The organism is Paenibacillus athensensis, assembly GCF_004514475.2.
GTDB classification, from domain to species: Bacteria; Bacillota; Bacilli; order Paenibacillales; family NBRC-103111; genus Paenibacillus_AL; species Paenibacillus_AL athensensis.
Map to the genome: position 1 here is coordinate 34,351 of NZ_MYFO02000011.1, position 21,659 is coordinate 56,009.

The 21,659-nt window shown below is 56.6% G+C and carries 18 protein-coding genes; 7 read left to right on the forward strand and 11 right to left on the reverse strand.

The genetic code is table 11. From position 1 onward, the window contains the following. The first annotated feature begins 244 nt into the window (after nucleotides 1-244). Both B5M42_RS18480 and B5M42_RS18485 read left to right on the forward strand, forming a co-directional pair. Nucleotides 245-1,105 carry a CPBP family intramembrane glutamic endopeptidase gene (locus tag B5M42_RS18480; protein WP_167689784.1) on the forward strand — a complete coding sequence of 287 codons (861 nt, stop codon included), beginning with the start codon at nucleotides 245-247 and terminating at the stop codon, nucleotides 1,103-1,105. Beyond that, entirely contained in the window at nucleotides 1,098-1,670 is a 573-nt protein-coding gene (locus B5M42_RS18485; RefSeq protein ID WP_167689781.1) for a TetR/AcrR family transcriptional regulator, read from the forward strand. Before B5M42_RS18480 ends, B5M42_RS18485 begins: the two co-directional genes overlap by 8 nt. Before the next feature lie 5 nt (nucleotides 1,671-1,675). Here B5M42_RS18485 and B5M42_RS18490 read toward each other — a convergent pair whose 3' ends face one another. The 5 genes from B5M42_RS18490 to uvrB form a co-directional block, all read right to left on the reverse strand. Then, entirely contained in the window at nucleotides 1,676-2,413 is a 738-nt protein-coding gene (locus tag B5M42_RS18490; protein ID WP_134751805.1) for an SDR family oxidoreductase, read from the reverse strand. Nucleotides 2,414-2,493: 80 nt separating this feature from the next. Continuing rightward, nucleotides 2,494-3,081, reverse strand: coding sequence for a Crp/Fnr family transcriptional regulator (locus B5M42_RS18495; protein WP_230633003.1), 588 nt, complete (start codon nucleotides 3,079-3,081; stop codon nucleotides 2,494-2,496). Nucleotides 3,082-3,181: 100 nt separating this feature from the next. Further along, nucleotides 3,182-3,388 carry a hypothetical protein gene (locus B5M42_RS18500; RefSeq protein WP_134751803.1) on the reverse strand — a complete coding sequence of 69 codons (207 nt, stop codon included), beginning with the start codon at nucleotides 3,386-3,388 and terminating at the stop codon, nucleotides 3,182-3,184. A 276-nt stretch (nucleotides 3,389-3,664) separates the two neighbouring features. Next, the gene (gene uvrA, locus B5M42_RS18505; protein ID WP_134751801.1) at nucleotides 3,665-6,547 is read right to left on the reverse strand and encodes an excinuclease ABC subunit UvrA; all 2,883 of its coding nucleotides are present in this window, start codon (nucleotides 6,545-6,547) and stop codon (nucleotides 3,665-3,667) included. A gap of 39 nt (nucleotides 6,548-6,586) precedes the next feature. Then, nucleotides 6,587-8,581, reverse strand: coding sequence for an excinuclease ABC subunit UvrB (gene uvrB, locus B5M42_RS18510; protein WP_134751799.1), 1,995 nt, complete (start codon nucleotides 8,579-8,581; stop codon nucleotides 6,587-6,589). Between the two features lie 240 nt (nucleotides 8,582-8,821). Between uvrB and B5M42_RS18515 the strand changes: the two genes are divergently transcribed. Continuing rightward, on the forward strand, nucleotides 8,822-9,619 hold the full coding sequence (locus B5M42_RS18515) for a flagellar motor protein (RefSeq protein WP_134751797.1): 798 nt from the start codon (nucleotides 8,822-8,824) through the stop codon (nucleotides 9,617-9,619). After that, the gene (locus tag B5M42_RS18520; RefSeq protein WP_134751795.1) at nucleotides 9,603-10,442 is read left to right on the forward strand and encodes a flagellar motor protein MotB; all 840 of its coding nucleotides are present in this window, start codon (nucleotides 9,603-9,605) and stop codon (nucleotides 10,440-10,442) included. The genes B5M42_RS18515 and B5M42_RS18520 overlap by 17 nt, the downstream gene beginning before the upstream one ends. Before the next feature lie 73 nt (nucleotides 10,443-10,515). Here B5M42_RS18520 and B5M42_RS18525 read toward each other — a convergent pair whose 3' ends face one another. The 5 genes from B5M42_RS18525 to ftsE all read right to left on the reverse strand — a co-directional run bounded on the left by B5M42_RS18525 (nucleotide 10,516) and on the right by ftsE (nucleotide 16,374). Continuing rightward, complete coding sequence (locus tag B5M42_RS18525; protein WP_134751793.1) at nucleotides 10,516-11,799, reverse strand: PDZ domain-containing protein; 1,284 nt, start codon at nucleotides 11,797-11,799, stop codon at nucleotides 10,516-10,518. Between the two features lie 129 nt (nucleotides 11,800-11,928). Then, nucleotides 11,929-13,398 carry a S41 family peptidase gene (locus B5M42_RS18530; protein ID WP_134751894.1) on the reverse strand — a complete coding sequence of 490 codons (1,470 nt, stop codon included), beginning with the start codon at nucleotides 13,396-13,398 and terminating at the stop codon, nucleotides 11,929-11,931. Nucleotides 13,399-13,487: 89 nt separating this feature from the next. Next, a complete protein-coding gene (locus tag B5M42_RS18535) occupies nucleotides 13,488-14,696 on the reverse strand; it encodes a murein hydrolase activator EnvC family protein (RefSeq protein ID WP_167689779.1) in 1,209 nt (402 codons plus the stop codon). Nucleotides 14,697-14,777: 81 nt separating this feature from the next. Continuing rightward, nucleotides 14,778-15,698 (reverse strand): permease-like cell division protein FtsX, encoded by a 921-nt coding sequence (gene ftsX, locus B5M42_RS18540; RefSeq protein WP_134751791.1) that lies wholly within the window; start codon nucleotides 15,696-15,698, stop codon nucleotides 14,778-14,780. After that, nucleotides 15,688-16,374 (reverse strand): cell division ATP-binding protein FtsE, encoded by a 687-nt coding sequence (gene ftsE, locus B5M42_RS18545; protein ID WP_134751789.1) that lies wholly within the window; start codon nucleotides 16,372-16,374, stop codon nucleotides 15,688-15,690. Before ftsE ends, ftsX begins: the two co-directional genes overlap by 11 nt. 320 nt (nucleotides 16,375-16,694) lie before the next feature. Here ftsE and B5M42_RS18550 point away from each other — a divergent pair, with 320 nt between their 5' ends. The 3 genes from B5M42_RS18550 to B5M42_RS18560 all read left to right on the forward strand — a co-directional run bounded on the left by B5M42_RS18550 (nucleotide 16,695) and on the right by B5M42_RS18560 (nucleotide 19,995). Next, nucleotides 16,695-18,158: a VanW family protein gene (locus B5M42_RS18550; protein WP_134751787.1), complete on the forward strand. Its 1,464-nt coding sequence runs from the start codon at nucleotides 16,695-16,697 to the stop codon at nucleotides 18,156-18,158. 160 nt (nucleotides 18,159-18,318) lie between these two features. After that, complete coding sequence (locus B5M42_RS18555) at nucleotides 18,319-19,116, forward strand: DUF1700 domain-containing protein (protein WP_134751785.1); 798 nt, start codon at nucleotides 18,319-18,321, stop codon at nucleotides 19,114-19,116. A gap of 3 nt (nucleotides 19,117-19,119) precedes the next feature. Beyond that, nucleotides 19,120-19,995, forward strand: a complete 876-nt coding sequence (locus B5M42_RS18560) for a DUF4097 family beta strand repeat-containing protein (RefSeq protein ID WP_134751783.1) — start codon at nucleotides 19,120-19,122, stop codon at nucleotides 19,993-19,995. Between the two features lie 180 nt (nucleotides 19,996-20,175). Here the strand turns inward: B5M42_RS18560 and argH are convergent, their stop codons facing one another. Beyond that, nucleotides 20,176-21,591 (reverse strand): argininosuccinate lyase, encoded by a 1,416-nt coding sequence (gene argH, locus B5M42_RS18565; RefSeq protein WP_134751781.1) that lies wholly within the window; start codon nucleotides 21,589-21,591, stop codon nucleotides 20,176-20,178. Nucleotides 21,592-21,659: the final 68 nt, after the last annotated feature.

A 21,659-nucleotide genomic window follows, 5' to 3' on the forward strand; every position in this document is an offset into this window, starting at 1 on the left:
CTACCCTTACGGCTGTTGCATAAATAAGCACGGGCACAGGTGCCGGGATCAGGTTCAGGTTCAAGCTCTGGTGCAGGCAGCGGCCTGACGCACTCTCCATTGACAACCAACGCGGCTCCGCGTATTATATTAAGCAAATGCTCAATATTGAGCGAATGCTTAATGTGTTGATTGCCAACTTGCAGGTGATCAGAAATCGCTGGCAATGCGAACGTTCGGCAGAGGCATAGAGGGAGGGATCACGATGAATAAACATGCAGCTCGGAACATGACTATTTTGACGATAATGGCACTACTTAGCGGCTGGATCGGCGTAGGGGTCGACCAGCTTCCCGGCCTGTCGCAACCGGTGGGCTCTACGCTGGGCATGCTGCTGTGGCTGCTCCTTCCGCTGCTCACGGTTATTCTCCTGCGCTCCTTCTTCGGCGATGGCTGGCGCGATTCCGGGCTCGCCCCGCGCTTTCGGTCCGGCTGGGCCTTGTACGGGCTGGCGCTTATGATTTATCCGCTCATCATGCTGATCGTTTTGTTGGCCGGCTGGGCAGCGGGCGGTCCCCCTGTAAGCGAGCTGCGGCTATCTGCATTGGCCGTCGTAGCTGCAAGCGCCCTTCCCGGACAACTGATCAAAAATGTGTGCGAGGAGCTCGTCTGGCGCGGCTATTTGACCGCCAAGCTGGCGCAAGGGAGTCTGAGCGACTGGGGCATTTATGCGATCATCGGGGTTGTCTGGGGGCTGTGGCATCTGCCGTATTATCTGATCTTTCTGCCCGATGAAACGCTGAGCGCCGTTCTCCCCGTCTCCAGAAATGCTTTTGCCGTCATTGCGCTGGTTTCCATAGCCGCGTCATCGATTGTGTATGTCGAGCTCTTTCGGATTAGCCGCTCCATCTGGCCTTGCGTGCTGATGCACGCCGTCGAGAATGCGCTGCTGAATCCGCTCGTGACGGGCGGCTACGCCTCGTTCGCCAACCGCAGCGTCTGGCTGTCTCCGAGCATCGGGCTGCTCACGGCGCTGCTGGCTCTTGCAGCCGGGCTGCTCCTCCGCTCAGCCCGCATACGGCGTTCTGCAACCCCATCTATCCAAAGGAGGGCAACCATTGGTTAGCAAACAAGAGCAACACCAACAGCGCCGTCTGCAAATTTTGCAAACCGCGCTCGATTTATTCGTAACCAAGGGCTATTACGGCACTTCAACCAGGGAAATTTCCAAAGCGGCGGGCATCAGCTCCGGGCTGATGTTTCATTATTTCCCTTCCAAGCAGCAAGTTTATGAGGAATTGATCACGATCGGCTGCCAGCGCATGGACGTGGATTTTGCCGCTGCGCTGGAGGACCCGGACCGTTTTTTAGAAGCAATGGTAGATGAGCTGTTGAATCTGGTAGCCCGGCATCCGTTCGCAGCCAAGATGTTCGTGTTGATGGAAAATGCGTTCTTCATGCGGGATATCTCCGAAACCGTTAATGCCCTGCTCGACGCCCGCAACGTGGCGGAGCTAAGTCGCGAAGTGATTGTGCAAGGACAGCTTCTGGGGCAATTCAAGGAAGGCGATCCGCTCGCGTTATCTTTGGCTTTCTGGAATGCCCTGCAGGGCATCGCCCAGCATCTCGCCCTACGTCCGCAGCATCCCATGCCGGAAGCGTCGTGGCTGATGGATATGCTCCGAAAATAAGACGCTCAATACCGGCGCATGATTTGCCGGGCCAACGAGGGAGAAATACGCAGCAGCGCCTCCAGCAGCTTCACCTTCCCTACAGGGATGTGCACGCGGCCCGCTTCGATGCCCTGAATGACCTCGCGGGCGAATTGCCCGGTAGACATTTTCCCCGTGCCGCGCCCTGCCGTCATCGCCGTGTCCACCAGCGGAGCCATCGCTTCAAATACCTTGATCGGCGTAGCCTCCAGCTGATAACGCAAGGTACGGGTGAAGGACGATAGCGCTGCTTTGGACGCACAATAGATCGGTGCGCTTTCTTTGGGCACGAGGGCCAACCCCGAGGTGATATTGACAATCGCCGCTTCCGGCTTTTGCAGAAAAAGGGGAATAAACAACATACTCAAACAAACCGCCGCTGTGAAATTCGTGTCCAGCTCGTCCTGAATCGCCGTTGGCGACGGCAGCGGCTGGCGGTCGAATCTGCTCAACACCTGAACGCCCGCGTTATTCACCAGCACATCGGCCTCCAGTCCCATCTCGGCCAGCCACTCGACCAGTCGACGCTGCTCTGCCTCCTGTCGAATATCGCAAGGGAAAGCCAGCAGCCTCGGCTCCACGGATAACGCCTCCTCCAGCCTGCTCAGGCTGCGGCCGACAATAATCACCGTATTGCCGCGCTCCACCCATTGCCGAGCCAATGCCAGCCCGATTCCGCTTCCCCCGCCCGTAATGACAATCGTTTTTCCCAACATCTTCATCCTGGATCCCTCCGCGTTTTCTTGGCTATCGTATCTACTACGATTGTGCCGAACAACGAGCGGGCTTGCATTAACCTAGGTTAACTTTTTTGACTTCGCAGCAGTCGGCTTAACGACACCGGCGAGATGCCCAAATACGCGGCAATCTGATATTGCGGTAAGCGTCCGGCCAACGAGGGATATTGACGAATAAAGTGATCGTAGCGCTGCCGGGCGCTTGCATAGAGCAGCTGGCGCTCGCGCTCTTCTTTTTTCAAATACAACGCTTCGACGCCTTGGCGAACAAACCGCTCCCACTTGTGGTGGGCATTCATCAGCTCCTGCAGAAACGGATAGGGAATCTCCAGAACGAGCGCATCCTCCAGAGCCTGAATGGAAAAAAAGGACGGACGCTGCGTAATCAACGCTCCGTAAGACGTGAAAAACTCCCGTTCGCCCACGAAGCTTTTGTTATATTCCCGCCCGTCCGGCAACGTATAATACAAACGAAACAACCCCTCTATACAAAAAAAAGCGCTCTGCACCAAATCACCGGCCCGTACAAGATCCGTTCCGGTCTTCACCCTGCGCAGCGTAGTTCCCCTGAAAAACGCCTGCCATTCCTCTTCGGAAATGGCCAGGGTCGCTATCATCAGCCTGATCTGCTCATAGATCCGCTCGTTCTCCATCAACACCCTCCTCTCCCTCATCACGAATCATCAAAAAAACCCGCCACCGCCGGAACCTCCGGTCAATGTACGGGCTTTTGCTTGTGCTCACAGCTGCAGCTTACCAGCCGGAAACCATGACGATATCCATGAAGCCGAATACCAACAGAGCGATGAAGCTGAATGCGATCGCGAACTTGTTTTTTCTCGGTGCGATCAACAAACGAATGAAGCCGATGGCGATAAGCAATGTAAACACCAGCACGAACGGATCGAACCACGAAAATGTGCTCGTCGTTGCGGCTGCCGCTTCTTCCGCGAATAACATGGGTGTGCCCTCCTCTACATAACTCGGTGCATAGATCATCTATTTTATATCTATGTTAGCTTGAATAAGCTTTCGATGCAAGTCATTCCAGGGATGTGTAACAAGTTTGTCACCTTTTGCAACAGCTGCAACAGCCGCTCGTCAAGATCATGTCCGACAAGTATAAATTGTCCAATTCAGCAAGCATTTATAACCGCTTGCCAGCAGCTTGCATGCACCGGAAAAGGCCCGGCCCTCTGACGAGGAACCAGGCCCATCTTCCATGCCGTCCGCGGCTTAGCCGACTGCGTCCTCCAGCACCTGAGCCCGTTCGGCTCCAGCCGCCGAGCGTTCCCGATCCCGCTCCAGAATCGGCTTCAGGTATTGACCTGTATAGGAGCCCTTCACCTTGACGACATCCTCCGGCGTTCCTGCCGCTACGATTTGGCCGCCGCGATTACCGCCTTCCGGCCCCAAATCGATCAGGTAATCCGCTGTTTTGATCACGTCGAGATTGTGCTCGATTACAAGTACCGTCTCGCCGTTTTCCACCAGGCGGTGCAGCACCTTGAGCAGACGGTCGATATCGTCGATATGCAGCCCTGTCGTCGGCTCGTCGAGAATATAGATCGTCTTGCCTGTGCTGCGGCGGTACAGCTCAGCGGCCAGCTTCACGCGCTGGGCTTCGCCGCCGGACAATGTCGTGGCCGGCTGGCCGAGGTTCATATAGCCCAAACCGACATCCAGCAGCGTCGTCAGCTTGCGATGAATGCGCGGAATATTTTTGAAAAATTCGCACGCATCCTCAATCGTCAGCTCTAGCAAGTCGGAAATGCTCTTGCCCTTATACTTGACCTCGAGCGTCTCGCGGTTATAACGCTTGCCCTTGCACACCTCGCATGGCACGTACACATCGGGCAGAAAATGCATTTCGATTTTGATAATGCCGTCCCCGCGGCAGTTCTCGCAGCGTCCGCCCTTGACGTTGAAGCTAAATCGGCCTTTTTTATAGCCGCGCACCTTCGCTTCGGTCGTATTGGCGTACACATCGCGAATATCGTCGAATACGCCCGTGTAGGTGGCCGGATTGGAGCGCGGCGTGCGCCCGATCGGCGACTGGTCGATATCGATGACCTTGTCGATATGCTCCAGCCCGTTGATCTCCTTGTATTCGCCAGGTCGCACCTTGGCCCCGTTCAGCTCGCGCGCCAGCGTCTTGTAGAGGATTTCGTTGATCAACGTACTTTTGCCCGAGCCGGACACCCCGGTGACACACGTGAAAATACCGAGCGGCACCTTCACGGATACATTGCGCAGGTTGTTTTCTTTGGCTCCCTTGATCTCCAGCCATTTGTCACTTGGCTTGCGGCGTTCGTCCGGGATCGGAATAAACTTGCGGCCGCTCAAATATTGGCCGGTCAGCGATTGCGGGTCCGCCATCAACTCCTGCGGCGTGCCTTGCGCGATGACCTGGCCGCCGTGGATGCCCGCGCCCGGACCGATGTCGATGATATAATCGGCCGCCATCATCGTATCCTCGTCGTGCTCGACAACGATCAGCGTATTGCCGAGGTTCCGCATATGCTCCAGCGTCTGAATCAGCCGCGTATTGTCGCGTTGATGCAGCCCGATGCTCGGCTCGTCCAGAATGTACAGGACGCCCATCAGACTGGAGCCGATCTGCGTCGCCAGACGAATCCGCTGGGCTTCGCCGCCCGACAGCGTGCCGGCCGAGCGATGCAGCGTCAAATAATCGAGACCGACGTTGACAAGAAAGCCCAGACGCGCCTTGATCTCCTTGAGGATCAGATGGGCAATCGTCGCTTCCTTCTCCGTCAGGCTCAAGCCTTCAAACCATTCCTGCGCCTCGCCGATCGACAGCGCCGTCGCATGAGCGATATTACGCCCGTTGATCGTCACGGCCAGCGTCTCCGGCTTCAAGCGTTGGCCTTTGCATTTCGGGCAAGGCTTGGTGCTCATGTACGTCTCGATATGCTCGCGGATGCCTTCCGAGAACGTATCGCGGTAACGACGCTCCAGATTGCGGATAATGCCCTCAAACGGCACCAGCGCCTCCTTGGTCGCGCCCATGTCGTTTTCATAGCGGAAGCGCACTTTCTCTCCGCCCGTGCCGTAGAGCAGCACCTTCATCTGCTCGTCGCTCAGCTCCGCTACCGGAATGTCGCGGGGAATGCCGTAATGCTGGCACACCGCGGCAAGAAATTGCGGATAGTAGTTCGATGTGCTGCCGGCCCACGCCTCGAACGCGCCTTCTTCAATCGCCATTCGTTTGTCGGGAACAAGCAGCTCCGGATCGACGATCATTTGGCTGCCCAAGCCGTCGCATTCCGGACAAGCCCCGAACGGGCTGTTGAACGAGAACATCCGCGGCGCCAGCTCCTCGATGCTGAAGCCGCATTCCGGACAAGCCAGATTCTGGCTGAACAGCAGCTCCTCCTGGTCCATCACATCGACAATCACGCGACCGTTCGCCAGCTTGAGCGCTGTTTCCAGCGAGTCGGCCAGCCGGGTCTGCACATCGTCTTTTATGACGATCCGGTCGACAACAACCTCAATATTGTGCTTCTTATTTTTGTCCAGCTCAATCTTGTCTGCCAGATCCATTGTTTCGCCATTGATCCGCACCCGCACGAACCCTTGCTTTTGCGTATCGGCCAGCAGCTTGGTGTGCTCGCCTTTACGGCCTGATACCAGCGGCGCGAGAATTTGCAGCCTTGTGCGCTCCGGATATTCCATCAGCCGGTCAACCATCTGCTCGACAGTCTGCGACGTAATCTCGATGCCGTGCGTCGGGCAATGCGGACGTCCGACCCGCGCGAACAGCAGCCGCAGATAGTCGTAAATTTCCGTTACGGTGCCGACCGTCGAACGCGGATTGCGGCTCGTCGTCTTCTGATCGATGGAAATCGCCGGCGACAAGCCTTCAATCGAATCCACGTCCGGCTTATCCATCTGGCCGAGAAACTGCCGGGCATACGCCGACAGCGATTCTACGTATCTGCGCTGGCCCTCCGCATAGATCGTATCGAAAGCAAGCGAAGATTTGCCCGAGCCGCTCAGCCCGGTCAACACGACAAAACGATCCCGTGGGATCGTAACGTCGATATTTTTGAGATTGTGAGCTCGCGCTCCTTTAATCACGATATTTTCTCTGGCCACTTGAATACCTTCCTCTCAAAAAGCCTCTGCGGCTTCGTGCTAATCTTCCGCCTTCATTTCCAAAATCGCGTCGCGCAGCTCGGCGGCCCGCTCGAACTGCAGGTTCTTCGCCGCTTCCTTCATCTCCGCTTCCAGACGCTCGATCAAAGCGAGGCGATCCTTCTTCGACAGCTTCGTCTTCGCTTCGGTCAGGTAATCGGCCTTCTGCTCCGCCACCTTGGTCGCTTCGATCACATCGCGCACCTTCTTGGCAATCGTCTGCGGCGTGATGCCGTGCTTGGCGTTGTACGCCTCCTGAATCGTCCGGCGTCGCTGCGTCTCGCGAATCGCCTTGTCCATCGAATCGGTGATCTTGTCGCCGTACATGATCACCCGTCCGGACGAATTTCGCGCCGCGCGGCCGATCGTCTGAATCAGCGAGCGCTCGGCACGCAGGAAGCCCTCCTTGTCGGCGTCGAGAATCGCAACGAGCGACACCTCCGGCAAATCGAGCCCTTCCCGCAACAGGTTGATCCCGACCAGCACATGGAAGGTGCCCAGCCGCAAATCGCGCAAAATCTGCATCCGCTCCAGCGTCTTGATATCCGAGTGCAGGTAGCGCACCTTGATCCCGACATCCTTCAGATAGTCGGTCAAATCCTCGGCCATCTTCTTCGTCAGCGTCGTGACAAGCACGCGCTCGTCCTTGCGGATGCGCTCGTGTATTTCATGCAGCAAATCGTCGATTTGCCCTTTCGTCGGACGCACCTCGATCACCGGATCGAGCAGTCCGGTCGGACGAATGATCTGCTGCACCATCGTCGGACATTTCTCCAGCTCATACGGGCCCGGCGTCGCCGAAATAAACATGATCTGCCCGACCTTCTCTTCGAACTCCTCGAACCGCAGCGGCCGGTTGTCCAGCGCCGACGGCAGGCGGAAGCCGTGATCGACCAGCACTTCCTTGCGCGCCCGGTCGCCGTTATACATCGCGCGGATTTGCGGAAGCGTAGCGTGTGACTCATCTATGATGTAAAGCATATCTTTAGGGAAGTAGTCCATCAGCGTATACGGCGTTGCGCCGCGCTCGCGGAACGTCAGCGGTCCCGAGTAATTCTCGATACCGGAGCAGAACCCGACCTCCTGCATCATCTCGATGTCGTAGCGCGTCCGCTGCTCCAGCCGCTGCGCCTCCAGCAGCTTGCCTTGACCGCGCAGCTCGGCGAGCCGCTCCTCCAGCTCCCGCTCGATGTTGACCAGCGCGCGTTTCATCGTGTCCTCGTGCGTGACGAAGTGAGAAGCCGGGAAAATCGCGATATGATCGCGCTCGCCGATAATCTCGCCGGTCAATACGTTGATCTCGGTGATCCGTTCGATCTCATCGCCGAACAGCTCGACGCGGATCGCCTGCTCGCTGCGCGAGGCCGGGAAAATCTCGACCACATCGCCGCGCACCCGGAACGTGCCGCGCACGAAGTTCATGTCGTTGCGCTGATACTGGATGTCCACCAGCCGGTGCAAAATCTCGTTGCGGGATTTCTCCATCCCGACGCGCAGCGACAGCAGCAGCGAGCCGTACTCCGACGGCGAACCGAGGCCGTAGATGCACGAAACGCTGGCCACGATAATGACGTCGCGGCGCTCGAACAACGAGCTCGTCGCCGAGTGGCGCAGCTTGTCAATTTCCTCATTGATGCTCGAATCCTTCTCAATATACGTATCGGAAGAAGGAATATAAGCTTCGGGCTGGAAATAGTCATAGTAGCTGACGAAGTACTCCACGGCGTTATTCGGGAAAAACTCCTTGAATTCGCTGCACAGCTGCGCCGCCAGCGTCTTGTTGTGAGCGATAACCAGCGTAGGCCGGTTCAGCTTCGCGATCACCTGGGCGGCCGTGAACGTCTTGCCCGTTCCGGTCGCGCCGAGCAGCGTCTGATGCTGATTGCCGGCCTGGATGCTTGCTACAAGCTCTTCGATCGCTCTGGGCTGATCCCCTTGGGGAGCAAAATCAGAGACGAGCTCAAACTTTTTGTTACTCACTACGATCTCATTCATCTTTCATCACCCGCACGCAACTTTTCTATAAACTTTTATTCGTCAATAACCGATATAGATATATACATTCTGACATTTTGTGTCGGATAAGAATATTTGTTCTCGTTTCATTATATCGTTTTTGCCTGACCGATGCAAACCGCAATACTTTCCTTCTTCGCTATATGAAATGGACCCTACACGGGTTTTTGCAGATATTCTGCCTAATCTTTCTCAAGCTGATCTAGGGGTGGTACGAACGTGGATTTGACAACAATTATAGGACTTGTTTTGGGCTTGGCCGGCTTGATCGGCGGCTACATGTGGGATGGCGGACATATCAGCTCGCTGATCATTCCCAGTGCGATGGTTATCGTATTCGGCGGTACGTTCGGCGCGGTAGCGGTCAGCTTCCCAGGTGCAACGCTCTCGAAAATTCCGAAGGGGCTGGGCATTGCCTTCAAACAGGTGAAACGCGACCCTTCTTCGACCATTGAGGAGATTGTCGACATGGCCTCCATTGCCCGCCGCGAAGGCGTACTCGCCTTGGAGCAGCGCGCGCAGGAGCACCCGAACCCGTTCCTCAAAGACGGCCTGATGATGGTTGTCGACGGCACCGACCCGGAGCTGACACGGCAAATTCTGGAGCTGGAAATGGACGCGATCGAGCATCAGACGGACAATATCGCCAAAGTATTCGAAGCCGGCGGCGGTTACGCGCCAACGATGGGGATTATCGGTACGGTGATGGGGCTCATTCACGTTCTGGGCAACCTGTCGAGCCCGGAGAGCCTTGGTCCGGCAATCGCCGTCGCCTTTACGGCCACACTGTACGGCGTTATGAGCGCCAACTTGATCTACCTGCCGCTCGCCAACAAGATCAAGGTCCGCGGCAAAGAGCAGGTATCCGAGATGGAGTTGATGCTCGAAGGCATCCTTGCGCTTCAAGCCGGCGAGAACCCGCAGCTGATCAAGAAAAAGCTCGCTTCCTTCATTCACGACAAAGAGTCGAAGAAAGGCAAGGGAGAGGAAGGTACCGACAATGGCGAGGAAAGGTAAGAAGCACGAAGAGCACGTTAACCACGAGCGCTGGCTGATTACATATGCCGATCTGATCACACTGCTTCTTGTATTTTTCATCATCATGTACGCGATGAGTAAGGTCGATATGCAGAAGTATACCGAGCTTGCCCAAGTCCTGAATATGCAGTTCACCAAAGCCGACTCCTTTCTGGAGAAAAACAATGGCATTAGCGGCCAGATGACGCCCAAGCAAGGCGACGGCAAGAGCAAGGACGACGACTTTACCAATCAAGCCAAAGATACCAAGAAAGAGCAGTACGACAAGGAGAAAAAAGAGCAAGCCGAGAAGGAGCAGAAGGAAAAAGAGCTTCAGGACCTGCTCAAGCAAATCAACGCTTACATCAACGAGCAGAACCTGCAAGCTCAGGTCTCAGCCACCGATACCGAACGCGGCGTAGCGATCACACTGAACGACCTGTTCCTGTTCGATCTGGGCAAAGCCGATCTCAAATCGCCTTCCTATCCGATCCTGCAAAAGCTCGCTTCGCTGTTCCCCAGCTTGAAGGCTACCGTCAGCATTGAAGGTCATACGGACAATCTGCCGCTCGCGACCGGCTCGCCGTATAAGGACAACTGGGGCCTCTCGTTCGCCCGTTCCCTGTCCGTGCTTCGTTATTTCGTAGATACGGCAGGCATCGATGAAAAAAAATTCATGGCTACAGCCTATGCGGATACAAGACCGAAAGTTGAGAACAACTCCGACGAGAATCGCGCCAAAAACCGGCGTGTAGAAATCGTCGTTCTGCGTGATCCGGTGCAAGTCGCCGACACGGCAGAAAGCCCTGCACCCTCTCCGTGATGGAGAGAAGGCAGGGCCTTTTTTATTTCGCTCAAAAGGTTCTGCGAACCCGTGCGGCCAGCCGCCGCGGCGCTTACATCGGCGTACCCGATTTGCTGGACAGCAGTCCGCTCAGCTTGCTGAGCAGGTAGGAAAACAAATGCAGCGGCCGGTCGGCCAAAAAGTACAGCGCATCCTGATCCGGCGATAAGATGATGCCGAGCTGATGATGCTCTCCGGCGAACAGCGCCCGCTGGAGAAAACGAACCTCACCTTGCAGGTTCAGAATCTCCAGCTTGCAGAATGCCGAGTTGAGCTGCATCGCATAATGCAGATCGGTTTTGCTGCGCACACGGTGGCCGTTTACCTTGTGAATCAGCTCGCCGGCCTCGATGCCAAGCTCCGCAGCCGGCCCCTTGGGCAGCACCGCCAGAATGCGCAAGCCGTGGTCCGAGTGGACGTACAGCGGCGTCTGTTTCGCTTCCAGCTGCCGGCGATAGCCGATCAGCGCTTCATGCAGCGCGAAGCACAGCGGCGCAGCAGCCAGCAGCAGCGGCGGCCAGTAGGCGGCGGCTACGGCCAGCAGGCCCAGCACAACGCCGTACAATACGAGCAGCCGCCCGCTGAGGCGCACCTGCTCGCGCGGGCGGCGCGAAGCGGTGAATTCGGTGAAGCCGATCACCGCCGGAAAGGCGAGCAGCGACCAGCCGAGGCTGTAATCGGCGCCAAGCAGCGTGCTCCACGGCAGCGACTCGGCTGCGCCGCCCTGCAGCGGCACGAGCAGGAACAACGGCACCGGCCAGAAGCCTTGGAGCTGGTAGCCGCCGATGATTTTGCCGCGCTTGCCCTCCACGAACAGCGGGCTGGCCATCCGCGCGCCCTGCAGGCCGACGAGCAGTCCTTCGATCAGGTGCAGCAGCGCGACGATCAGCAGCAAGGACGGAATGTCGGCCCGCTGGATAATGCCAAGCAGCGGACCAGCCCCCGGCACGTCGGAGAGATCGGGCATCCACATGACAATCGCATGCAGCGTACCCAGTACCCCGACCGAGTAAGCCAGGCACAGGTAGCGCACACGCAGCAAGAGCAGCAGAATCGAGATGCCCCACAGCAGCAGCACGACATCGGCCTGCAGCGAGATGCCGGCAAACAGCAGCAACGCCGAAGCCAGCAAGCCTGCAGCAGCGCCCCACAGCACCGTGCGTCCGGTTTCGCTCAGCCAGCCGTGCAGCTTGGCATGGAACAGCTTGCGCTCCAGCTGCACCTGTCGCCGGTATTGCAAAGCAATGAATACGACGCCTATATACGTAAACGGGTTCATGAACAAATGCAGCGCCGCACGTCCGAGGCTCTGCAGAAGTTCTACTGCAAATTCCATACGCAGACTCCTTCTCATTTACAAAAGAAATAGGAAGACCGCAGCCTTCGCGACCTTCCTATTTCTATTTCGACCGCCAGCGCTTATTTCCTGCCGGTCCGGCTGAATTTCCAGCAACTGCTGCCGCCTTTATTTCGCCATTTCCTTGGTGAGCTCGGTGACTGCCGCTTTGAGCTGCAAATCGTTTTTGACATCCTTGATTTGCGCCAGTACCGCTTTCTCCAGCTTGGCCGCGGTATCCGCGTCCATCTCGCCGGTCATCGGCAGTCCGTTGGTGCGCTGGAACGCCTTGACGGCCAGCGCTGTTTTTTCGTTAAAATAACCGTCGCTCCGGTCGGTCGGGAAGCCGACGCCAGTCAGCATAATCTGCATATTCTTGACATCGTCGCCGGTCATGTCCTGCTTTAACGTTTCTTTCTTCGACAGCGGCGCCACTTTAAAATAGGCCGGCTGGTCCACGGCGATATCCGGTTGGATGCCCTTCTTGTGAATCCAGTTGCCGTTAGGCGTGAGCCACTTGTAGACGGTCATTTTGAGATTGCTGCCGTCGCCCATTTCTTTTTCGAACGTCACCTGCACCGTGCCTTTGCCAAACGACGTTTCGCCGATAATTTTGCTGCCGACCGCTTCCTGGAACGCTCCGGCGAGAATTTCCGAGGCGCTGGCGCTGCCCTTGTTGATCAGCACCGTAACCGGGTACGGCTTGCCTTCGCCCGTCGACGGCGTCGCTTCGCGCTTGCCTTCGCGGTTCTCGACCTGCACAATCGCTTTACCCTTGGCTACAAACGGGTTGACGATATCGACCACCACGTTGAGCAGACCGCCCGGATCGTTGCGCACGTCGATGACGAGGCCCTTCATGCCTTGGCCCTCCAAATTTTTCAGCTCCTCGGCGAACCGCACCGCTGTATTGGAGGAAAACTGGCGAATTTCGATTTTGCCGATATGATTGTCCAGCATTTCCGCATAAACGGTCTCCACATCGATATCGTCGCGCACGACGATAATCTGCACCGGATCGCCGGTTCCTTGGCGGATGAGGTCCAGCTTGGCCTGCGTGCCTTTAGGACCGCGAATTTTCATTACGGCCTGATTGAGCGTCAGTCCGTCCAGCTTCTCGCCGTTGACGGAGAGGATGACGTCGTTCGCCTGCAAGCCCGCTTTCTCGGCCGGCGAGCCTTTAATCGGGGACACAATGACGAACTTGCCGTCATTCATGGAGATTTCCGCGCCAATCCCTTGGAAGGAAGACGAAATGCTCTCGTCGAACTGCTGTGCTTCCTTCTGGTCCATGTAAGCCGTAAACGGGTCCTCCAGCGCTTCAATCATGCCGTTGATGGCACCGTTAACCAGCTTGTCATGATCCACATCGTTCAAATACTTGCTTTCAATCAGCTGGTACGTCGTTGAAATTTTGCTCAAATCCTTGCTAGTCAACCCGCTGGCGGCCGTGGCCGCCGAGGCGGCGGCTGCGCTGCCGGACGCCCTTTGTTTGCCGAAGCTCCAATTACCGGAATCGACAAACGTCAGCGTGACGATGCTGCTTGCGAACATCGCCAGCAAAACAAAAGCGAACACGGTACGTCCCTTAAACTGCATCGCGCGATTCACCACCTTGTCTCTTTAACCCAATTCGTTGCGCTTGCTTATTATATGACAAGCCTTCTGCATTTTATAACCAGATGCCTTTAGCGCAAATACGGCTTCGGATCCACCGGAACCTGATCGCGGCGAACCTCGAAGTGCAAATGGTTGCCGGTCGATTGGCCGGTTGAGCCGACCTCGGCGATTTTTTGCCCGCGCTTGACGGTATCGCCCTTCTTCACGACAATCCCGTCGTTGCGGATGTGCCCGTATAAGGTCCACAAGCCGCTTCCGTGGTCGATAATGACCGTATTGCCGTAGCCATTGGACCATGAGGCGTAGATGACGACACCGTTCTCGGCCGCGCGAATTTCCGTACCCTTGGGCGCGCCCAGATCAATGCCCTTGTGATTTTCCTGCTTGCCGGTAACCGGATTGATCCGGCTGACGAAGTCGGAGGTCAGCGGCGCTTGCACCGCCAGCGGATAACCAAGCTTGCCGCCCGCATACGAGAACGGCGACTTGGCGTTCGCTTTGGAGGCCGCCGCTTGTGCCGCGCGCTTTTTCGCCTGCAAATCGGCTTCCTGCGCAGCAATCTGGATCAGCACCTTTTCGTTCTCCTCGGTGATGTTCTCCAACTCTTTTTCCTTCTTCGACAAGCTGGCGATCTTGACTTCCTTTTCCTTTTCCTTTGCCTGCAGATCCTGCCGGACGACATCGGCTGCGGCATACAGCTGCTTCACCTGCTCCAGCTGGGCTTCCGTTTCCTGTTTTTTCTGCTCAATTGTATCCCGGTCCCGCTTGTTGTCGGCCAGAATGTCCTTGTCCTGCGATACAATCGTCCGCAGCGCCTCAAAGCGCGACAGGAAGTCGGAAAAGCTCGTCGAGCTGAGCAGCACGTCGAGATAAGACACCGAGCCGTTCATATACATCAAACGCACGCGCGATCTCAGCATCTGGTCGCGGCTTTCCACACGAACCTCAGCAGCGTCCAGCTCCTTGCCGTTCTGCTCCAGCTCAGTGCTGACGGTATCGATCTGCTCGTTCAAATCGGACAGCTTTTTACCCGCTTCCTCCAGCTGGCCCATGATGGCATTCATGTCCTGCGTCGTTTGCTCTTTTTCGTCATGTACCTTGTCGATCTGATTTTGCGCCGCGGCGGCGCTGCGTTCGGCATCGGCCTTTTTCTTCTTCAGCTGCGAAAGCTGCTGGTCAATTTTTTCCGTAGCCGTTGCGGCATGACTCACATAAGGAACCACAAGCAGTCCCGCCACCCCAATCGTCATCAACACACTCAACAGTCGCTTCTTCAAGCACGTAGCCTCCCCATTTTCCACACAACGCCCGGCTGGTTGATCCTGATAACTGGCAGCTTCCAGCGGCCCGGCGTCGCATTAAACTCGCAAAAATTTACGGACGGACAACAAGCTTCCCCACACGCCGATAAACATCCCGATGCACAAAAGCAGCACCGACAGCGTCATGCCGATTTCCCCAAACGGCTTGAGCTGAATCATAAACAGGCTCAGCGTATCGGCATCCGCGACCTGCAGCAAATTCCAGTAACCAATCAGCAGCAGCGCAATCGGAATGACCGAGCCGACCAGTCCAAGCAACGCGCCTTCAATAAAAAACGGCCAGCGAATAAACGAATTCGTCGCTCCGACCAGCTTCATGATCGAGATTTCCTTACGCCGGGCCAGAATTGTAATTTTGATCGTATTGGCAATCAGGAACACCGCGCTCAGCGACAGCAGCAGGACGATGCCAAAGCCGCCCCAGCGGATGATATCCATGATTTTAAACATTTTCTTGATCGTATCCTTGCCGTAATCGATTTTGTCGATCGGCTTGGGGTCCTTGCCCAAATTCAAAGCGCTGATTTTGTCAGCCACCACGCTGACGCTGCGCGGGTCCTTCGCTTCCACTGTAAAGGCGTCGCCCAGCGGGTTGTCTTCGCCGTCCAGCCCCTCCAGCAAATCCTTGTTGTTCTCGCCCAACTGCTGACGCAAGAACACAAGACCTTCCTCCTTCGAGACAAAGGTGACGCTCTTAACCTCGGGAATCGCCTTCATATCGGCTTCCAGCGAGTCCACCTGCTCCTGCGGCACGCCAACCTCCAGATACACCTTCACTTCAACCCGGTTTTCCACCTGATCGGCCAAATAATTGGCATTTAATGTAAGCAAGACGAAAACGCCGAGAATAAACAACGAAATCGCAATCGAGCTGATCGATGCGAAGGTCATCCAGCCGTTGCGGATGATGTTGCGGACGCCTTCTCGCAGGTGGCGGGACACGGTATTAATCTTCATAGCCGTATTCCCCCCGCAGCTCGTCGCGCACAATGGTGCCGCGTTCGATGGCGATGACTCGTTTGCGCATCGTGTTGACGATTTCTTTGTTATGCGTAGCCATTACGATTGTTGTGCCGCGAAAGTTAATTTCCTCCATCAGCTTCATAATGCCCCACGATGTTTCCGGGTCCAGGTTACCCGTCGGCTCGTCGGCGATGATGACAGCCGGGTTGTTGACTATTGCCCGGGCAATAGCGACGCGCTGCTGCTCGCCGCCCGAGAGCTGCGAAGGAAGCGACAAGGCTTTGTCCTTCAAGCGGACAAGCTCCAGAACTTCCATCGTGCGCTTTTTGATATGCTTCTTGGGCGCTTCGATCACTTCCATAGCAAAAGCTACATTTTCATATATGGTCAACTTGGGGAGCAAACGGTAGTCCTGAAAAATCACCCCGATATTCCGGCGAACATAAGGAATTTTACGCTGCTTGAGCTTCTCCAGATTAAAGCCGTTGACGAATATTTGACCCTTGGTCGGTTTCTCTTCTCTATACATTAACTTCATAAAGGTAGATTTACCCGCCCCGGACGGTCCGACGACGTATACGAACTCGTTGCGGTCCACTTTTATATCAATACCTCGCAATGCATGCGTACCGTTGGAGTATGTTTTCCATACGTCCTGCATTTCGATCACAGAATCACATCCCTTTCGCACATAGCCTTTATCCATTCGACATAAAAGCCGAAAATCCTCTGCCGTCATCCGAAATTTCGTCTCTATCGGCTCAATTATATCATTTTTTTTGCAAGAATAGAAAAGCTGAACTTCTGCCAAAAGCCGGCCAGCGCGCTTCGTCCCCTGCCGCGCAGCCGTTGTCCGCGGCAGCCGGTAAATATGTCCGTCCCCGTCCGTCAGGGCCAGTACTATTTGCGCCGCTCCGGCGATACATATAAATAGATCAGGCTGAACGCCTGTCTGCTCTTATCGATTTGAATGCAAAGGAGCCGCTGGTCATGCCCCACTTTCGATTGTCCGATCGCTCTGTCTCCAAGTATAAAATCGCTGCGGCTCTGGCGCTGATGCTAGCGCTGGGCAGCGGCGGCACACTCTATATTTACGGAACGGGAAGCAAGCTGCCTGCGCGCCTGCAGGTCGCCGACTGGCAAGCCGGCGGGTTGACCTATGCGCAATTCCAAGCCCGGCTGGACGAGCAAATCAAGCTGTACAGCAGCATGAAGGTACGTCTGGCGTCACCGGACCCGCATGTGCCTGGCAAGGAGCTTTCGCTGGCCGAGCTCGGCTTGACCGTGCAGCGCGCAGAAGCCGATCAAGCGATCCAGACGCTGTTCCGCGCCCCGCTCAAGGATCGCATTGCCGCAAGGTGGACGCTTCGCCAAGCCCGGCTGCCGCTTCGTCTGTCTATCGACGCCGCCGCCCTGCAAGCCAAGCTGCCCCAGGTCTGGAAGGAGCTGTACGCGCAGCAGCCGGTTCCCGCGCAGCGAACCTTCGGAGCCGATGATTCCATTCATTATGTACCTGAGCAGCAGGTGCTGCGCATAGACGCCGCTGCGCTGCTCAAGGCGATTGAGGAGCAGCTGCCTGCTTTTAGCGGACAGTTGACCGGGGAACAAGCGTTGACCCTGACACTGCCGCTGGTCGCACAAAAACCCGCCGTTACCGTCGCCACCTTGCAGCAGCAGGGCATTGAACGTAAAATCTCTGAATTTACAACAACCTTCCCCGTATCCGGTCAAGGACGTATTCACAATATCCGCTCCACGGCGGCCTCGATTCAGGACCTGCTGCTCGCTCCCGGAGAGACGTTCGATTACAGTAAAATCATCGCGCAAACCGAAACCCGATTCGGCTTTCAGGAAGCGCCGGTTATTTTGAACGGCAAGCTGGTGCCGGGAATCGGCGGCGGTATTTGCCAGGTATCTTCGACTTTGTATAACGCTGTGCTGCGCACGGGGCTGGAAATCGTCGAGCGCCGCAATCATTCGCTGCCCGTCAGCTATGTGCCGCTGGGCCAGGATGCCACCTTTTCGACCGGCTATATCAATTTCAAATTCCGCAATACGAGCGGCGCTTACCTGCTGATTCGCACGGTCACGACCGACCGCAATGTGACGGTCAAGCTGTTCGGCCGCATGCCGGCCGGTTTGAGCTACGATATCGAATCGCATACCGTGGAGACCCTTGCTCCAACGGTGAAATATGTCCACAACCCTGCGCTGCGCCGCGGCGCCAGCGTCAAATTGAGCAGCGGCAAGCCCGGCTATGTGGTCGAAACCTATCGAATCGTCAAAATGAACGGCATCGTTACCGGACGCGAGCTGATTTCCAAGGACCGCTACAGCGCCACGCCGTCGCTTATCGCCGTGAATCAGGGCCAGCCCGTTCCGGACAACGGCAGCGAACCCGGACCCGGGAAGCCGATTGTCGAAGACGGTCTCAAGGGGCCGGTGTTCCAGTAAACGCCTCTGTGAACGCCGCCGCGCGCTAAAATGACACTCTACAACTGCATATGCAAGCTTATGACAGGTCATATGACTCTAGATACTAGGTCACTATGACTTTTTTCATTTATTCTAAGAACATGGAAGTCGAACACACGCCTTAAAGGAGGCACCGACCATGAGCAAAGCTGATTATTTCAAAGAGCTGGCCTACCGGCTTCGCGGACTCCCCGAGCGGGAGCGTAATAATATAATTTCCGTCTACGAGGAGCTGTTCCAAAAAGCGATGGAGAACGGCAAGCAGGAGGAAGAGGTTGCCCGATCGCTCGGCTATCCGCGCGTCCCCAATTGGGATAACGTGCGGGAACGCAGCGGCTACGACGAGCCGGCCCAGCCGGAGGATTCGCTGGCCCGGGAGTACGCGCCGGTTCCCGGCTATGCACCCGCTCCCGATTATGAGCCCCTGCAGCCGCCGCCGGTGAGCGGCCATGCCCGGCCAGAAGCAGGCCCCCCTAACAAGGCGGCAGGCGCAAGCGCATATGAGCAAGCCACCTACACGGCCGGGCAAACGCCGCCCTATTATCCGCAGCGGCCGCAGCACCACGGCTACCCGCCGCCGCCGTACGATTATCCGTATCCCGCCAAACGCGAATCGGGCGGCAAGGCGATTATCGTGAGTATTGCCCTCGGCTTTTTTAACCTGCTGTTTGTCGTTGGGCCGTTCTTCGGTCTCGTCGGGGCGCTGCTCGGCCTGTTCGTCGGCGGCGTAGCGATGCTGCTAGCTCCTCTGGCGGCGGTAGCTGCAGGCTGGTGGATGAATCCGGCCGACGATCTGCGGCTGCTTTTCTTCTCGATGCTGGCTTGCTTCGGCCTCGGCATCCTGCTGACGTCGTTCTCTGTGTGGCTGATCAAAGGCTTCGGCAAATTGACCTGGAAATATGTGCAATTTAACGTGAAATTGATTCGGGGGGTGTGATCGATGAAGCTGACCATGAAATTCATATTGCTGCTGGGCGTCGCTTGTCTGGTCGTCGGGCTGATCGGCACGGCCGCCACGCTGAAGGATGTGGATTGGAACACCGCCGGCGTCGACATCGATCTGGAGAAAAAGCTGCCCGCTGCCGATATCCGGCGCTTCTCGATTGAAGCGGACACCACCCCGATTACGTTCCTGCCCAGCTCGACGGACGAGATTGTGATTCATTTGAAGGGCACGGTCTCCGAGCAGCAAGCGGAGTATGTAAACATCGACACGGACGGTAGCGGCGCTCAGGATGTGAAGGCTGTCATTCGCACGGATAAAAAATTCCATATCGGCATCAGCGTCGCCGATATCAAAAGCTGGATGAGCGATTACCGGCTGCGCGCTGAGGTCGAGCTGCCCGGCAAGCTGTACGACGAGCTGCGCGTCAAAACGGATATCGGCTCCATTGAGCTGAACGACGTGAAGGCGCAGACGCTGATCGGTCAAACGAACACCGGCCGGATTCACGTCGGCCGCTTTGAGGGCCAATCGCTCCAGCTGCAGACGGACACAGGCGGCATTGAGGTGGAAGAAGCTACAGGCGACGTGCGCCTGCAAACCGACACCGGCTCGATCCGTGCCGGATTGCGCGACCCCGGCAAGACCATTAGCGCCAGCAGCGATATCGGCAGCATCGGGTTGCGTCTCCTGTCGCCGCTGGACTCGGCCAGCTTCGATTTGACGAGCGACATCGGCGGCATCGATTTCTCCGTACCGGGGGCAGCCGTAGACGAACGCGAACGCCATCGTCTGCACGGCACGCTCGGCGACGGCAGCGGCACGCATATCCGCGTGCAGACGGATACGGGGCATATTGAAGTGACGAAATAAACCGGCGAACCAAACAGGGCTGTCTCGCGAGGTAATATCCTCATGAGACAGCCCTGTTCCTTAATAAATGTCGCAAACCAAACGCACGTCCGTTCACAGCAAGCGCCGCGCCGGCGGCCGAATGCTTTTTGCAGCGAACATGGATCAGAGGCTGACCGTCATCGGACGGCTCCGCTCTCCTTACTTGCTTTTCTCCAAATACTCGGCGAACCACGCCTGCGATTGCTCCACAACCGTCTTGGCGCGATCGATCGCTGCGGATACCTGGCTGCTGGCCGTACCGCCGTATACATTGCGGGCATTCACCACATTCTCCGGCTGCAGCACATCGTAGATATTACCGTCGAACAGGTTGGAGAAGCCCGTAAACTCTTCGAGACTCAGGTCGAGCAAATATTTCTTTTGCTGAATGCAATAGAGCACGATTTTGCCGATGACTTCATGCGCTTGACGGAAAGGCAGCCCTTTGTTAACCAGATAATCGGCGATGTCCGTCGCGTTGGAGAAGTCCTGGTTGACGGCTTGACGCATCCGCTCCGTGTTGACCTTCATCGTCGATACCATCGGCGCAAACAATTGCAGCGCGCCTTGCAGTGTACGCACCGTATCGAACATGCCCTCTTTGTCCTCCTGCATGTCCTTGTTGTAAGCCAGCGGCAGGGACTTGAGCACGGTCAGCAGACCAAACAAATTGCCGTAGACGCGACCCGTTTTGCCGCGGACCAGCTCGGCGACGTCGGGATTTTTTTTCTGCGGCATAATCGAGCTGCCTGTGCAGAAAGCGTCATCCAGCTCGACGAACGCGAACTCGGTGCTCGACCAGAGCACCATTTCCTCGCAAAAACGCGACAGGTGCATCATGATCATCGAAGCGTTGGACAGAAACTCCAGAATGAAATCGCGGTCGCTGACGGCATCGAGGCTGTTCTCGTATACGCGGTCGAAGCCGAGCTGCTCGGCTACGAAATGGCGGTCGATCGGGAACGTCGTACCGGCCAAGGCGCCGGCTCCCAGCGGCAGCACGTTAATGCGCTTGTAGCTGTCCTGCAGACGCTCAATGTCGCGCTGGAACATGCTGACATACGCCATCAAATGGTGCGCGAACAGGATCGGCTGCGCGCGCTGCAGATGCGTATAGCCCGGCACGATCGTATCGAGATTGTTGGCTGCTTGCTCCAGCAGCGCCTCTTGCAGCTTGACCAGCAAGCCGACGAACTCAACCACGCGCTTGCGCAAATACAAGTGCATGTCCGTCGCGACCTGGTCGTTGCGGCTACGGCCGGTGTGCAGCTTGCCGCCGACGGGACCGATCTGGTCCATCAGCGTTTTTTCGATATTCATATGGATATCTTCATTCTGAATCGTATATTCCAGCTCGCCGCGGCGAATCATGCCCTGAACGGCATGCAAGCCGTCCTTGATTTTCTCCACGTCCTCTGCCGGCAAAATGCCGCATTTGCCCAGCATCGTCACGTGCGCCAGACTGCCTTGAATATCCTCTTCGGCCAGCTCCTTGTCGAACATGATCGAAGCCGTATACTCCTCGACCAGCTGGTCGGTTTGCTTGGTAAAACGTCCACCCCACAGCTTAGACACTCTAAATCGTGCTCCTTTCTTAACACACCCAAAGGCTTCCCGTTTTCGGAAAGCCCGTTTGTTTCCTG

Bases quoted from the DNA above. Each gene is read 5' to 3' on its own strand.
- uvrB (WP_134751799.1), bottom strand. From the start codon at position 8,581: ATGAATGAGATCGTAGTGAGTAACAAAAAGTTTGAGCTCGTCTCTGAT.
- ftsX (WP_134751791.1), bottom strand. From the start codon at position 15,698: ATGAAGATTAATACCGTGTCCCGCCACCTGCGAGAAGGCGTCCGCAAC.
- B5M42_RS18520 (WP_134751795.1), top strand. From the start codon at position 9,603: ATGGCGAGGAAAGGTAAGAAGCACGAAGAGCACGTTAACCACGAGCGC.
- B5M42_RS18555 (WP_134751785.1), top strand. From the start codon at position 18,319: ATGAGCAAAGCTGATTATTTCAAAGAGCTGGCCTACCGGCTTCGCGGA.
- B5M42_RS18530 (WP_134751894.1), bottom strand. From the start codon at position 13,398: ATGCAGTTTAAGGGACGTACCGTGTTCGCTTTTGTTTTGCTGGCGATG.
- B5M42_RS18495 (WP_230633003.1), bottom strand. From the start codon at position 3,081: ATGGAGAACGAGCGGATCTATGAGCAGATCAGGCTGATGATAGCGACC.
- B5M42_RS18480 (WP_167689784.1), top strand. From the start codon at position 245: ATGAATAAACATGCAGCTCGGAACATGACTATTTTGACGATAATGGCA.
- B5M42_RS18560 (WP_134751783.1), top strand. From the start codon at position 19,120: ATGAAGCTGACCATGAAATTCATATTGCTGCTGGGCGTCGCTTGTCTG.
- B5M42_RS18525 (WP_134751793.1), bottom strand. From the start codon at position 11,799: ATGGAATTTGCAGTAGAACTTCTGCAGAGCCTCGGACGTGCGGCGCTG.
- B5M42_RS18490 (WP_134751805.1), bottom strand. From the start codon at position 2,413: ATGAAGATGTTGGGAAAAACGATTGTCATTACGGGCGGGGGAAGCGGA.
- B5M42_RS18500 (WP_134751803.1), bottom strand. From the start codon at position 3,388: ATGTTATTCGCGGAAGAAGCGGCAGCCGCAACGACGAGCACATTTTCG.
- B5M42_RS18550 (WP_134751787.1), top strand. From the start codon at position 16,695: ATGCCCCACTTTCGATTGTCCGATCGCTCTGTCTCCAAGTATAAAATC.